Below are 15,239 nucleotides of genomic sequence, written 5' to 3' on the forward strand. Positions count from 1 at the left end.
GGGATCACCTCTTGTATAAGTCATTATAGTCCAAATCACAGCCAATAAGATGTACGATCGTGCATGCCCTTTCGTACATACCCTATTGTAATGAAAATCGTCCACAAGTTAGACTTATGGACGATAACTTTGAAGAAGGATGTAAAACCTCCCAAAGGGTTTCCCCTCTGGCCATTTCCTATTATTGTAGTGTTGCAGAAGGTCAACATGAATCATCTATTGCTGATCGCAAAAAGGAATGAACTAAAACATAAAAGATAAGTGTGCTTGTAGACTTATTACAAGCACACTTATCTTTTGATTAATAGGGGGATGTACAGTGAATGATTAGAGTGTGATGCCACCATCTGCGAGGATGATTGATCCTGTCATGTAACTGGAATAATCAGATGCAAGAAACGCAACGATCTGGGCGAGCTCTTCTGGCTCTGCATAACGCCCGATCCGCATATTCGGAAACTCTTCAGGCACGTAGCCGCTCTCCTGCAGCGATTGGGGAACCGCTGCCGTCAATGTGGTAGCTACACCTCCAGGACAGATGGCATTAATACGAATACCTTTGCGAACATATTCAATGGCCGCCGCTTTGGTCAAACCCGCAACCGCATGTTTACTTGCGGTGTATGCACCCAGACTGTGTTCAGCACGAATGGCCGTAGTGGACGCAGTATTGATGATATGGCCGTATCCCTGTTTATCCATAACCTGCAATGCATATTTCATGCCAAAAAAGATCCCTTTCACATTCACATCCATGATCCGTGTAAATTCTTCCTCGGAGATATCCTGGAAACGTTGGAATTTCTGGAGTATGCCCGCGTTGTTGAATGCCACGTCAATTTTCCCATAGACTTCTACTGCTTTTTGAATATAGTTTTGCACATCGCTCTCTTTCGATACGTCAGCCTGTACAAAAGTAGCTTCGCCGCCATTTTCGCGAACCAGCGCTAACGTTTCTTCCCCTGTCTGCTCATTGAAATCAACCAGTACAAGCTTCGCTCCGCGAGATCCCATCATCACCGCGCTGGCTCTACCTATTCCACTCCCAGCTCCCGTAACAACGATCACTTTACCTTCCAGAGAGATACCTTCTTTATTTCCTGTCGGTGCAACAGGTTCTGGCTTCTGGGCTGTTGCTCCTAATTCAATGGCTGCCAGTTCCTCCTTCAAAGACTGAAGTGTAGACAAAGGAATATCTACCTGAGGCAATGCAGCTAGTTGATCCAACGTAAAGTTAGTGGCCATCTTGAACGTTGGTTCCTTCACGAATTCCGGCAAATGCTTTTCCAGTACAGCAAACGATTCTGCGTTGTTCAACAATTCACCAATTCGGATATTCTCGTCATAACTCATTAGGTTCATCTCTCCAATATATTGATTAATTTAGGTTCAAACTATTATTTCGATTAATATACGACCGGAAAAGCTTTGAGTCCCCGGATGATCATCCCTGGCCTCCACTCCAGCAGTTCCGCATCCGTATTTAACCGAATCTCCGGCAGCCGTTGAAGTAAAGCGTTGATCGCAATCTCGCCTTCAAGTCTCGCAAGTGGAGCGCCAAGACAATAATGAATTCCTTTACCAAAAGCAATGTGGTCATTGACTTTACGAGTAATGTCAAACGTATCAGGGTTCTCATATCGACTGGAATCCCGATTCGCTGAGGATAAAGCGACCAGCATCATGTCTCCTTGGCGAATTTGTATTCCTTGAAAATCAACATTTTCCGCAGCCCATCGAACATTGCTAATTTCTGCCGGCCCATTAAACCGCAGCACTTCCTCAACCGCCGCTTGAATCAGATCCGGTTGCTCCATAAGTAGCTGCATTTGCTGCGGATGTTCCAGCAACGCCAGCATGCCGTTACCGATTAGATTCACTGTTGTTTCATGCCCCGCTATGATGAGTACGAACACAAGTGCATATAATTCCTGCTCTGTTAGTTTGTCACCTTCTTCCTCTATGCTGATGAGATCGCTAATGAGGTCCTTTTGAATATGGCTACGACGCTCCGTGATCAGTTCTTGTAAGTAATCGACAAAAGCCTTCATCACTTCATCGCTCTCCTGATTCATCTGTGGATTGCTGACACTCTCCATAATGGTGTTGGACCAGGCTCTGAATTTGTCTTGATCCTTCAGCGGAACGCCTAACATTTCACAAATAACGATAATGGGCAGCGGGAAGGCATAGTCCTCGATCAAATCAAATTCCCGAGTGTTTCCGGCCTGAATCTTGTCCAGCAATTCATCGCTTATTTCCACAATTCGTCCCCGCAGCCTCTCAATCATCCGGGGAGTGAATGCCTTCTGAATCAAGCGCCGCAGTCGACGATGATCTTCCGGACCAACACTGATCAGATTCCTTGAAATAATCGCCTGATGCGAAGGAAGGGACTCCTCCGTTTCGTTGTTCCTGTTATCGAGAACCCCGGTTACAAACCGACCATCCTGCAAAATGTTGACGGCATCCTCATAGCGAGTAACCATCCACGCAGCATGCCCACTGGGTAGTAATAGTCGATGGACAGGCTCTTCGGCACGCAGCTTCTCGTAGACTGGGAAAGGCTGCTGAATGAAAGAATGATCCAAAAAATCAACTTTGGACTTGGAACGACCTTGATTTTCATTGGTAAACATCGCATCACTCCTCAAAATGATAGTTTTAATATCATTGCAATATAAAGACTATCATATTTAGTGATTCACTTTCAAATAAGTTCATTTAATTTCAGTAATGGGCCATAACCCATATCTTCTTAAGGATTCAAGCGTTCTTCCAGTTCTTTTACAATTTGAGGATACTTCTCATCCAAATCGTACTTGCGCAAGCAGATATAGGTAAGAACGAATATCACCAAAGGAAGATATATCGTCAGAACCAGGATACTGGTAATCGCAGAATCTGGCTGTGTTACTGACGTTCCATCGTAGTTGCCCATTGCCAGAATCCAGCCGATCATCGCGGCAGCAAGCCCCATACCAATTTTAACGCCAAAGCTGTTCGCGCTATTGACCATCCCAACTAACCGTTTACCGGTCTTCCATTCACCGTATTCCACGGTGTTGTTCACCAATACCCCGCCCACAGCCATCATTGGAATGGTTGCCAGTGTTGCGATACCGCCAAGTACTATAGCTGCAATAAAGTTATATGGCATGAAGCAACGAATAAGTGATGAAACAATGCCAAGAATCATGCCTATCCGTGCAGTTTTGGTAAGTCCGAACTTCTTGATCATGGGTCCCACCATAACAAAACCCAAAAATACCGGTACCAATCCAACTGCTCCCATGATTCCGATCAGGTTCTCATTCCCAAGAATATACTTGGTGTAATAGATTCCTGTTGAACCGTTAAGCGTATACAGCATGTTGATCAATAACTGAGCAAACAGCATGATGACCCAGTATTTGTTCTGGAATAGGAGCTTAATGCTTTCCCAGAAGGGAATGTTATCGCTTTCAACAATACTTGCGCCAGCATTATTTTCTTTGGAAGCCAAGAAGGTCAGGATTAAGGAAATGAAAGATACAATACCCAGTACAACTGCAACGATAATCCATGCTTTTTGATCCCCACCAAGCATATTGGTTATTGGAATTAATGCGATTGCGATGATCATCCCGATAATATATCCAAAGATGGTTCGGGTAAGGCCCATTTTCCCGCGTTCTTCTACACTTCTGGTACGAATCGCCATCAAGCTTCCGAAAGGGATCGCAATTCCCGTATACACAATGGCTGAAGCAAACGCTACTGTAGCTAAAGCATAGACGGTTTTTACCGTTGATGATGCTTCAGCGGGCACGGTGAACAGTAATATGATAGATGCCAGGGTAGGTAGAGCCATCCATAGAATCCAAGGTCTAGCCTTTCCATATTTGGATTTTGTCGCATCAACGATTCTACCCATCAGCAAGTCTGCTATGGCATTGATAAATTTGGTGATGAGCATGATCGTACCCACTGTGGCAGCTGCAATCCCTACCTAATCTGTATAAAAATAAGTCAACATCCCGATCAGTCCGTTGATGGAGTTTAAAGCTACTTGGGCTGCTCCATCGCCTAAGTAATGGTACGGGCGCATTGTTTTCTGAATTCCTTGGGCATCAAGGCCTAATGCCCTGAACTTTTTACTTCCCTTTCCAACTGGTGGATTAAAAATTTCCCGCTCTGCTTTCATTGCTGTTCCCCCTTATTCATTCGCTTCTTGGTACCGCTTTCAAACATTATTTTAGTCCTCCGCAAAGCATAAATATGGTAACTTCATTATTTTTTTAGTAATTTTATGTTGGCGCTTTGCTTTTTTTATGCGCTATAATTTCGTTCTGCCAAAACGAATTTCTGTAATCCAAAAAGGCGCTGCTCGTTTCCTGCAGCGCCTTCCATATTCTCTTTACACACCTAGGAGGCATTGAGCATTTGTATGACTCTTCTAAATAACTGTTCGGTCTCCTCTGGCGTATTGGCGAGCAATTCGCTTACAGATAATTCATAAGCATATTGGATCATCGGGTGATCCAGCATACCGGGAGCGTGCTCGTTTAACATTCGAACTGCTGTAGGCTCTTCCACAATCTCTTTGAGTGTCGAATCCATCGTAAACCGTTCTCTTTCAAGACGGATTTGCGTCGCATATTCGAAGCTGTAAGATCCGGAACCAACCTCCACAGGCATGGGTTTCTCAGGAAGTACAATAATTGCTGTTGTATTTGCTGGTATCGTTACATTTACAATAATTTTACCCGCCCTGCATGACCAAGAGCTTTTTATCTCTCCGTAGACTGAATCAAAAGAAGCATCTACCGAACTGATTCCTCGGATGAATTGAGGTTTTATGAGAATCTTCTTATAACCTGCTTCAATTGGATTAATTCCCGCGAGTTTTCTATACATCCATTCACCAATGGATCCATAGGCGTAATGATTCAAGGAGTTCATACCTGAGGTATCGAAATCACCATTAGGTAGAATGGAATTCCAGCGTTCCCATATCGTGGTTGCCCCTTTTTTTACGGCGTACAACCAGGATGGGAAATCCTCTTTTAAAAACAAGGTACCAGCAAGGTCATGCAGGTTATTGTCCGATAAGGCATGACACAGATATGGAGTACCAACAAATCCTGTCGTGAGATGGTTTTTATGTTTCGCTATATTGTTTTCAAGCGTCTTGCGGATCCGATCCTTGAATCTATCCTCAGCAAGGTTAAAGTGCAGAGCTAACACGCAGGCCGTTTGAGTTTCGCTAACCAGTCTGCCAGTTGAAGAGATATATTCTGCATTGAAAGCTTGTTTGATCTGGCTGTGCAATTTTTCGTAACGGACGGCATCTTCGGTTTTGTCCAGAAGCTTGGCTGTCTTTGCAACCAGTTCGGTCGAATACGCATAATAAGCGTTTGCTACCAGATAAACATCTGTAGCCCCTGTTCTTTCGTTACTAATCTCCTCTTTGTCTAACCCTAACCAGTCCCCATATTGATAACCAGTCTGCCATAATCCATTCGCTCCACAACGTGCAGTAATATAATCAATCCACCCCTTCATGCTGTCATATTGTTCTCGCAGCAATCGAAGGTCTCCGTAGGTTTGGTACATGACCCAAGGGACAATAACAGCGGCATCGCTCCAGGCAGCAGCACCTTCCTGATTTCCAAGAATGTTAGGAATGACATGGGGAACCCCATATTCCTCCGTCTGCTCAGAGGCAAGGTCGCGCAGCCATTTCTTGAAGAAGGAAGCAACATTCATATTAAACGCAGCGGTCCCGGCAAATACTTGTGCATCTCCTGTCCACCCTAGACGCTCGTCTCTTTGAGGGCAATCCGTCGGTATATCCAAAAAGTTACCTCTTTGGCTCCACTGAATGTTGCTTTGCAATTGGTTCACCATCGCATTGGAGGTCACGAAACGGCCAGTTTCCTCCAAACTTGAATGCAGCACGCAAGCTGTGAATTGATCAAGCTGGATCTCATCCATCCCTTCAATGGCGATATAGCGAAATCCGTGGAAGGTGAAATGAGGGCGGAATATTTGATCTTTACCATTACAGATTAATCGATCAATGGATACTGCCTGCCTTAACGTATCCGGATAGAAATTCCCCTCCTTATCAAGAACCTCAGCATGCCGTATGGTTATCGTTTGACCTTTCCTCCCTTTTGTTCGAAGCTCTACGAACCCCGTAAGGATTTGCCCGAAATCAATGACACGTTCTCCTTTAGGGGTTGTAATCAACTGAAGGGCAGGAAGTCTTTTTGTGATTTTGACTGGTTCACTTTCCTGAGAGACAAGTCGATTATTATCAAAAGAAGCCGTTTCCACATCGAAGGACTGGCTTTCATGAAAACAAGAATCATAAGTCTCGCCCATGTAAATCTCACTTGAACGGATGGATCCGGTAGTGACCTGCCAGGTTTTATCGGTTGCAATGATCTCTTTTGTTCCATCCGTATAGACAATGTGGATTTCCGCGAGTGCAGCAACTCGATCCCCGTAATGGTTCGGAGTACAAGTGAAACCGAATATGCCTTTATACCAGCCATTCCCCACCGTAATCTCTATTTTATTCTGACTCTCCAGCATTCCGTCCAAACGGTAAGTCTGATACTGCAATCGCTCGTTGTAATTCGTCCAGCCAGGTGAAAAGTAATTTTCTCCTACTCTTGTCCCATTGATCGCAATTTCATAAACACCGAGTGAAGTCGTATAGATTCGGGCTTGCTGAATCTCCTTTTCGACAGAGAATTCTTTGTAGAAAACGGGTGGAGCACTTTCTTCGCTCGGGAATGGATGTGTGATCCACTCTGCCTGAAAGTTGCTGCCTTTCAGCAACCCGGTCTCGAAATGTCCTTTAATGACTGCGTGATTACCTTGGTTATCCCAAGCTTCGACTTGAACTTGATATAATGTCGTGGCCTGCAAACGAGGACCAGCGTATTCCACTAAAACGGAGACGTCTTCATCCTTCTTTCCAGAATCCCAGATTTTCTGCAAATCTTGTGTGACTATGATTCGGTAAGCGGATTGCATAACGTCCTGTTCAGTAGAACCTAATTTCCATGAGAATCTCGGGTTTATTGTGTCCAGTCCAAGCGGATTTTGCATGTACTCAATCCGGAAATCTTTTAATTCCATGAGATAACCACCCTTCAACATAGATCGTGTACCAATATGATAACGCTTACTAAAATATCATAATGAATTTTCCGCATACAATATGGTAATATCATTGTAATTTTGTAATTTTGATGTGATAAGATGATTAAAAAAAAGGAGCCCAACACAAAATGGATCTAAAACGTCAATATAAACTCATTGCTGAACTTTTTGATATGTCCATCTTCTTTGTACGTTCCTCCGGAGAGGTTCAATTCGAACTGTTGGGTAATCGAATCCTTAATCCGCTGTATAAAAATGATAAACAATTCTTTTTTTCAGTGTTGGGGTTTGATCCATCCGTGTGTAAAGAAGATCCTTCCGTTGTACGAACGATGTTTTTTGAGAACTACATTCTTATTCCTATTGGTAACGATCAGAACGATAAAGGAACCATCATTTTAGGACCTTCCCTTCCATTTAGCTTGATTGAACATAAAATTAATGGGCTTATCAATGACACAAACCTCTTTGCCAACCGGGAACAAGTATTTCATTATTATCAGTCTGTTCCTGTAATAACCCATGAGAGGCTAATCAACATCACGATCTTGGTTAATCAATTGTTTAATCATGAATTGATCGAAGCTGAGGAAGTAGTACAGAACTCTTTGCGCGGTATGTATATCAAAGATAAAGAAATACAAGGCTCTATACATTCTTCAAAAGGCTATGATGAGATGCTCCATCACAACCCACTCAATGAAAAGAAATTCTTAACCATCGTCAAGGAAGGTCAATTGGATATGCTTAAACACTTTACACAACTTGGTCATGAAAATACAGGAGTCCTGTCCAAATCAAGTCATATCCGTTCTAAAAAGAATCTTGGCATTATCGGTATCGCTCTTGCAGCCAGAGCAGCAATTGACGGGGGGCTCTATTCGGAGATTGCTTTTTCGGTAAGTGATGTTTACATACAACGCCTCGAGGATCTACGAACCGATAAGGAAATCGATCAGTGCTGCTTGGAAGCATTTTTTTCGTTAACCGAAAAAGTCTCTCAGGTTAAAGAATCGCAGCATTCTAAAATCGTAACACTGTGCAAAAATTATATATATAACCACCGTTATTCCAAAATTACACACGAGGAAATTGCTGAACATGCTGGTATCAGCCCAAACTATCTGTCTGTACTATTTAAAAAAGAAGTGGGAGTTCCCGTGAATGAATATATTCAACAGATCAAAATTGAGGAAGCTAAACATATGATTCAATTTACGAGCACACCACTTTCTGAAATCGGGTCCCTTTTGAATTTTACGGATCAGAGTTATTTCACCAAAATCTTCAAAAAACATTCCGGCAGAACCCCTAAGCAGTATCAACAAACGCATCATTTGATAGAGGACTAAGCCCGGGCTGCGCCGGGCTCATTCTAAAGATGCCTACATTCAACGGTTAATAGCGGATAAGATGCTCTGTAGTGTTTCTTCTGTGAACTGACCGTTGCTCATAAGTGCTGCATTGTGCAATGTGGTACCCATAATTAGTTCCTGCATTCCCTCACCCAGTCCTGCTTCATTCCCGTCATATTGCCCCATCGCACCCATAATTTCAGCACCAACGGGATGCTGCAGTAATTCACCAAATGTGGAATGCCTGGTAATGGGTTTGGTAACAATAACGCTCGATTCTACCTCGATTGTTTCAATGAGTTCGATCTCTCTTGAAGATTTCCCGACCATAATGTCGAATTTACCTGTCTCCACATGCCAGTCTTTCAGCTTAACATCGTAGTAAGCAAACGCTCTTTTGTCCAGATCAAATTGCACGATGGTCTCTTCACCAGGCTGAAGTGAAACTTTGGTGTACCCCTTTAATTCCTGAAGTGGACGTGGGACCGTTGATTCCACATCACGTACATATAGCTGAACAGCCTCTTTGCCCGCTCTTTCACCCGTGTTTTTAACTTTTGCTGTGACCGTTACACTGCCGGTATCTTTGATCTGTTTATGACAGACCTGTAGATCACGATATTCAAATTGGGTGTAGCTCAAACCGAAGCCAAATGGAAACAAAGGCTCCACATCTCTTGTATCGTAATGTCGGTAGCCCGTAAAAATACCTTCCCGATATTCGGCAGTCTCGCCGTCTCCGGGGAAATTCAAGTACGACGGATTGTGGATCAGTTTTTTAGGAAATGTCTCAGCCAGTTTTCCGCTTGGATTTACACTTCCAAAGAGAATATCAACGATCGCACCACCCAAAGCCTGTCCTCCAAGGTATGCCTCCAATACAGCCTTAACTTTATCCAGCCAAGGCATTTCAATGGGGCCTCCGTTGCTCAATACAACAACAATATTCTCTTGAACCTCCGCGACGGCTTCAATTAAAGTTCGGTGACTTTCCGGCAATTGAAGGTGTCTCCGGTCGAAACCTTCGGACTCATAGCGTTCAGGCAGCCCGGCAAATATCACGGCAACCTGTGCATTCTTTGCGACAGCTACTGCTTCTTGAATCAGTTCTTCGTTTACAACATCTTCGTCTACTGAATAACCAGCCGCATAGGAGATGCATGCACTATCAGTGGCTGTTTTAAGGATTTCTTCATAGATGTTATCCAGCTTCGTCGGCATAATGTGTGAACTACCGCCTCCCTGGTAGCGCGGTTGCTGCGCGAATGCTCCGATAACTGCTATGGAATCTTCGGTGTTAAGAGGCAGAATACTCTCCTCATTCTTAAGCAGAACCATGCATTCACTTGCAATCTTTCTGGCCAACTGGTGCTGTGTCTCTACATCAACCGATACTGAATTCCGCTTGTTATCAACAGCTTTGAATACAAGTGACAACAATCTCTCAACAGACTGATCCAGCACCTCTTCGCTCAACGTTCCCGATTGTACAGCTTCAATCATTTTCTTGCATCCTACTCCGTTACTGGAAGGCATCTCAAGGTCCAGACCGGCCGCTAGTCCCTGATCCCGTTCATTGACAGCCCCCCAATCCGACACCACTACGCCTGCAAATCCCCATTCTTCCCGAAGAATTTCAGTCAGTAACCGGCTGTTTTCGGAACAAAAGTCCCCATTTACCCTGTTATAAGCGGCCATGACAGTCCAGGGCTCTCCCTTTTTCACTGCATACTCGAAGCTAGCCAGATAAATTTCTCGCAATGTCCGTTCATCGACCACCGCATCGACAGACATTCGCTTATATTCCTGGTTGTTTACCGCAAAATGTTTGATGGAAGTACCCACACCTTGGCTTTGTACGCCTTGAATATAGCTAGCTGCCAAAGTTCCCGATAAATAAGGATCTTCAGAAAAATATTCAAAATTTCGGCCACACAGCGGGGAACGCTTGATATTCACACCAGGCCCCAAAACAATGGAAATATCCGCCGCCGCTGCTTCTTGTCCGATTGCTTTCCCCATCGTATGGGCCAGTTCACGATTCCACGATGAAGCAACTCCACTTCCAGATGGGAAGCAGGTAGCCGGTACACTTTTATTTAAGCCTAAGTGGTCCGCGCTCCCCTCTTGTTTTCGAAGTCCGTGAGGGCCATCTGTCATCATAATAGAGGGAATCGCAAGGCGGTCGATGGATATGGTGTTCCAGAAATCTTTACCTGAGCAGAGTTCTGCTTTTTCTTCCAATGTCATTTGACTGATCATTTCTTTTAAATTAGGATTCATTCGCTCTCCTCCGTTGGTAAACATAAATAATGAAATCGGTTACTTCATAAGAGTAGATGAAATGCTCCTAAATATATGGTAAAATGGTTTCCTTTTTGGAAAAATGATATGGTTTTTATAATGTGTGAACTCCATAAGTGCTAACCTTATTTCTGCTCATAAAACAATTCATGATTACTCCAATGGATTGTCGTAATAGAGAGAGATTCCATATTCATTTTGACAAAAAACCGCACCTCCGTTCTGTTAGAAGGTGTCTAACAACGGGGTGCAGTTCACACATTGGTCAGCTGCTTTCTTATTTGTATTCAGTTCACGTTCTCGTCGTCTAACTTATGCAATAGGAGTACCGTTAGGGATTTCAGTATCAGGCTTCAATAGTATTACATCTCCTTTTTCCGGAACTCCACCCAAAACTAATACCTCCGATTTGAATCCAGCAATGCGCCGAGGAGGAAAATTGACGATTCCAACAATTTGTCTTCCTATGATGTCCTCAGCGTTGTAACGCTTCGTTATTTGTGCACTTGAGGATTTCATCCCGATCTCCGGTCCAAAATCAATCTTAAGCTTAATCGCTGGGAATTTTGCTTCTTCAAAATACTCCGCTTCCTTAATCGTTCCGACACGAATATCTAGTGCTGCAAAATCATCGATCGTTGCCAATGTTTGACCTCCCTAGTGTTGTAGTTTAATGCGCTGGACGAAACGGTTTCAGGAGTCGAATCCCTTCCTCAATGGATCCCTCCATCAGTTCTAAGAGCTGGGGTACCAGTTCCCTCATCCGCGGGGCGCTCAGGTGTCGATCGAGGGCTTCCCGGTTTTCCCAGCGCTCGTAGATGATGAATGTACCAGGCTGGCCTTCTACCTCGTGAGCCTCATAGTCAATGTTTCCCTGGTCATTGCGTGACGGGGTGACAGCTGCAGTCATAAACGCCTTCATTTCTGCTTCTCTCCCTGTCTTGGCTCTAGCCTCCCATAGTACAGTTACGTAACGGTTGTTTGTATCGTTCATGCTAATTCCTCCTAATTTATAAATAGAATCGTCACTGCATACCCAGAAAGGGATAACGCTAGCCTCATCATTAGACCACCTAAAGATCCACCTACAACAATGGCATGTTCAAACGGTTGTTGCGACATCAGTCATACTCCCGTTACTGCAGCTTCATCTGGCTGCGGAGCATCCGGTCGAGAAGTTTATCCGGGAGAATACGAACCAGTCGGGTCAGCAGTGCCGAATCTCGGCCAGCCGTATAGCGGGTGCGCGGGTTACTTGCGTGGATGGCTCGTGAAACCACTTCTGCCACTTTCTGAGGAGGAATACCGCTCGTAGCCCATGATTCAGCCTGTGCTTTCACGGCGTCAAAAAGACGATCATGGCGTCTGTGCTGATCGGGCGTCATCAACTTGGACAGCCGATCGGCTGTCGTAACCCCTTTCTCCGACAGGCTGGTGCTGACACCGCCCGGAGTAATCATGATAACTTTGAGTCCGAACGAGGACATCTCTCTGCGGAGGCTGTCATTGATCGCTTCCATCGCGTACTTTGCAGCTGAATAAATTCCGAAACCGGGCATGGAGATTTTGCCGCCAACGGATCCGATATTAACTACGCGTCCGCCGCTCTTCAGCAAGGCAGGAGTAAGCGCCTGAATAACCGCAACCTGCCCAATCACGCTGACTTCGATCTGACGACGAAATTCATCCAGCGGAACCATCTCAAGAGGTGCATTAACGGCAATGCCGGCATTGTTGACCACGGCGCGCAGCGGGCGTCCAAGTGGATCTTGCTCCACTCGTTCGGCCAGCGCCCTTAGTGTGTCGCTAGCGGTAATATCGAGAATCACCGGTTCGATATTGTTTTGTTTGATTTTGTCGGCATCTTCCTGACGGCGAACCCCAGCTAAAACGTGAAATCCTTCAGCGGCGAGCTGCTCCGCGGTAGCCCTGCCGATTCCACTTGAAGTACCTGTGACGACAACCATGTCTTGAGTTTTATATGGCATTGTAAACCTCCCGAGTTTGTTAGTTTTGAATCACTGTATAGCACTGTTATACGGTCATTATAGCACCGCTATATAGAACTGTCTATAGCAGTGCTATACATTTTTTTCGTATTGTATTCCTCCTGCTGCCTGAACATCATTAATGACAAGCGCAGCGTGATATACTTTGACGCTCACGTCGTACCGTAGCGTGAGGAATGAGCTCATCGAATCCCTTTGAAAATAAAAAAAAGATCGCCATCCTGCTTGAATAGGCGATCTCTCTTATGTGTTACCATTTGTAGTTCTTCATCTGTACCATGAAACAAAACAAAGCCCACATAGGTAGGGGCTTTGTCTGGAGTCTCCAGCTCTTTTATCGATCCCTCATTTTGAAGGAGAATCCGGCATTGGGATCAAGATAATCTGCATCACGCTTTCTCGAATGAGATCAACGACGTCGGGCTGGGGTGGGGGTGCCTTGCGAATTTGGGACGTCACATACAGCCAAGAGGCCGTATTGGCAGAAGCCCAAACCAGATCTGCCGCAGCTTCGGCTGAAACAGCTAATTTTCCTGCGGCAGCAACTCTTTGAACATTTTGCACAAGTGCTTGGTACGACTGATCTGCCGCCTCGATGTGGGCGCCCTCAAGCAGCCGCCCCATCATTGCCGCATATATCCGAGGACGGGCTGCCGCGAAGCGGACATAGTCATCCCACCCCTGACGAAGCGCCATCTCTGGAATAGGGGACTCCACTGCGGCAATTTTGCTTTCGAATAACTGTTTGAACGCTTCCACTATAGCTGCACTCAGGAGTCCATCGGCATTACCGAAATGATGGTAGAGTGTAGGAGCCGTAACCTGCGCGATCGAAGTGACAGCTCGTGTCGAAAATTGGGCTCCGCCCTCTTCTTCCAGTACCTTAAGAGCAGCTGCTAATATTTTGTCATATGTGTTCATAACCTCTATTATAGCAGTGCTATATAGGTATGTCCATGACAAGGCTGTACCGTATGACCATGATCATCCTGTATGAGATCACAACATGGTGAAACCCTGCCTCTTTTCGTTTTAATCGGTTCTATTTATCCAAAAGTAGGTGCAGGTAATTCATCAATTTTCAAACGTAGTAAACTATACGGTTTTTTTCGCAAGTCTTTGCCATAATGAAATCTTGCCTGTCTATGTAATTGGTTCACAATTACATATAAGTATTGATCCGGACCAATTGAAAACGTATCTGGCCATAAAATTCGGGGATCATGGGCGATGGTTTCCATAATTCCATTCGGCAATATCTTTCGAATACTATCGTTTTCATAATCTCCAGCATACACGTTTCCTTTTGCGTCCGTGATCATCCCATCCGATGCACCCTTCTCTCCCCAATAGTGCACAAGATCACTTAACTTGAAATCCGGTATCGTTCTGTCTCTTAATGATTCTGTTGAGATCGAGTATAGCTGGCGACTGGTTAATGGACAATAGAATAACGTTTTTCCATCAGGGGAAATGGCTATACCATCAGAGGCCAACCGAAAGGGAGATGTCGAACCATCTGGGTTTCGATTCATCAAAATTTTACCTTCCACTTTCGGTACAAAATACGGATCGGGTGAGGTTGAGCTTGCTCCATGCAACCGTCTATACGCATTTCCGTTTTCTAAATTTACGACGATAATAGCACCTGGACCATTGGAAGAAGAATCCGTTATATAGGCGTAACCTGCGTTACCTACTCGAAAGTCAAATCGGACATCATTCAGATACGTTGTCGGCAGGACCACATCATCTGCAAATGTATATACTTTTGTTATTGTATTTGTTTCTAAATCTACCGCGACTAGTTTTGCCCCTCCTATAATGGGTTCAGAAAAATTTGGTGCAGCCGTGTCCAGTACCCACAAGGTTCCCCTTCCATCAGCAACAACACTTTGCACACTGATGAAGGACATTGCGAGATTCAAGGGGTTGATCAAATTCGTTTCTGCATTAGGATAAGGCTGCAGCTGACCCTCAACAATTTCCGCTACCGTAAATTTAACGTCATCTCCCCATTTCGGAAAGCAAATAAAGATACGCCCGGTTTCGGATACACTAACGCCTGTAGGCATAGCCCCGTAAAACGAATGAACGAGTTCTAACTTACCAAAATATTCTTCCATAGGTAACATAGGCAGTATGATGTCCTCCTCAAACATAGTTGGATAGATATTACCTATAATTATGTTCAAGACGTTTTCTAATGCCTGGCCGTTAATCATTCTTTTTCATCCGTAATTTTGAAATGGTCTGAACCATCTAAAATACAAAAAACTTCGGCGTAAGCCGAAGCATGTTGACCGTAACTATATATGTTCTAGGAAAATTGCTTCCTCCGATCGTCAACGCAGGGTAAATCCCCATGCAGAGAGTATCGGAGAAAAACTCGGAAAAGAAGGAAAATCTC

General features: G+C 44.5%; 12 protein-coding genes. 1 reads left to right on the top strand and 11 read right to left on the bottom strand.

Annotated features, from left to right (window positions below; translation table 11 throughout):
• Positions 1 to 327: 327 nt before the first annotated feature.
• The 5 genes from F4V51_RS15320 to F4V51_RS15335 form a co-directional block, all read right to left on the bottom strand.
• Positions 328 to 1,086, bottom strand: a complete 759-nt coding sequence (locus F4V51_RS15320; protein WP_153980717.1) for an SDR family NAD(P)-dependent oxidoreductase — start codon at positions 1,084 to 1,086, stop codon at positions 328 to 330.
• A gap of 320 nt (positions 1,087 to 1,406) precedes the next feature.
• Positions 1,407 to 2,639 (bottom strand): cytochrome P450 family protein, encoded by a 1,233-nt coding sequence (locus F4V51_RS15325; protein WP_153978664.1) that lies wholly within the window; start codon positions 2,637 to 2,639, stop codon positions 1,407 to 1,409.
• Between the two features lie 119 nt (positions 2,640 to 2,758).
• Positions 2,759 to 3,985, bottom strand: a complete 1,227-nt coding sequence (locus tag F4V51_RS15330; protein ID WP_268893549.1) for an MFS transporter — start codon at positions 3,983 to 3,985, stop codon at positions 2,759 to 2,761.
• Positions 3,986 to 3,991: 6 nt separating this feature from the next.
• Positions 3,992 to 4,186 (bottom strand): hypothetical protein, encoded by a 195-nt coding sequence (locus tag F4V51_RS28960; RefSeq protein WP_201281155.1) that lies wholly within the window; start codon positions 4,184 to 4,186, stop codon positions 3,992 to 3,994.
• A 221-nt stretch (positions 4,187 to 4,407) separates the two neighbouring features.
• A complete protein-coding gene (locus F4V51_RS15335; protein WP_153978665.1) occupies positions 4,408 to 7,137 on the bottom strand; it encodes a family 78 glycoside hydrolase catalytic domain in 2,730 nt (909 codons plus the stop codon).
• A 152-nt stretch (positions 7,138 to 7,289) separates the two neighbouring features.
• On the opposite strand from F4V51_RS15335, the gene F4V51_RS15340 reads away from it, so the two are divergent.
• Positions 7,290 to 8,513, top strand: coding sequence for a helix-turn-helix domain-containing protein (locus F4V51_RS15340; protein WP_153978666.1), 1,224 nt, complete (start codon positions 7,290 to 7,292; stop codon positions 8,511 to 8,513).
• A 39-nt stretch (positions 8,514 to 8,552) separates the two neighbouring features.
• Here the strand turns inward: F4V51_RS15340 and F4V51_RS15345 are convergent, their stop codons facing one another.
• The 6 genes from F4V51_RS15345 to F4V51_RS15370 form a co-directional block, all read right to left on the bottom strand.
• Complete coding sequence (locus tag F4V51_RS15345) at positions 8,553 to 10,799, bottom strand: glycoside hydrolase family 3 C-terminal domain-containing protein (protein ID WP_153978667.1); 2,247 nt, start codon at positions 10,797 to 10,799, stop codon at positions 8,553 to 8,555.
• 333 nt (positions 10,800 to 11,132) lie between these two features.
• Positions 11,133 to 11,465: a chaperone CsaA gene (gene csaA / locus F4V51_RS15350; protein ID WP_153978668.1), complete on the bottom strand. Its 333-nt coding sequence runs from the start codon at positions 11,463 to 11,465 to the stop codon at positions 11,133 to 11,135.
• Between the two features lie 25 nt (positions 11,466 to 11,490).
• Complete coding sequence (locus F4V51_RS15355) at positions 11,491 to 11,814, bottom strand: putative quinol monooxygenase (RefSeq protein ID WP_153978669.1); 324 nt, start codon at positions 11,812 to 11,814, stop codon at positions 11,491 to 11,493.
• 142 nt (positions 11,815 to 11,956) lie between these two features.
• Complete coding sequence (locus F4V51_RS15360; protein WP_153978670.1) at positions 11,957 to 12,808, bottom strand: SDR family oxidoreductase; 852 nt, start codon at positions 12,806 to 12,808, stop codon at positions 11,957 to 11,959.
• Positions 12,809 to 13,174: 366 nt separating this feature from the next.
• Positions 13,175 to 13,750, bottom strand: coding sequence for a TetR/AcrR family transcriptional regulator (locus F4V51_RS15365; RefSeq protein WP_153978671.1), 576 nt, complete (start codon positions 13,748 to 13,750; stop codon positions 13,175 to 13,177).
• Between the two features lie 125 nt (positions 13,751 to 13,875).
• Positions 13,876 to 14,991 (bottom strand): L-dopachrome tautomerase-related protein, encoded by a 1,116-nt coding sequence (locus F4V51_RS15370; protein WP_201281219.1) that lies wholly within the window; start codon positions 14,989 to 14,991, stop codon positions 13,876 to 13,878.
• Between the last annotated feature and the right edge of the window lie 248 nt (positions 14,992 to 15,239).

It is taken from the genome of Paenibacillus xylanilyticus (genome assembly GCF_009664365.1).
Taxonomy (GTDB): Bacteria; Bacillota; Bacilli; order Paenibacillales; family Paenibacillaceae; genus Paenibacillus; species Paenibacillus xylanilyticus_A.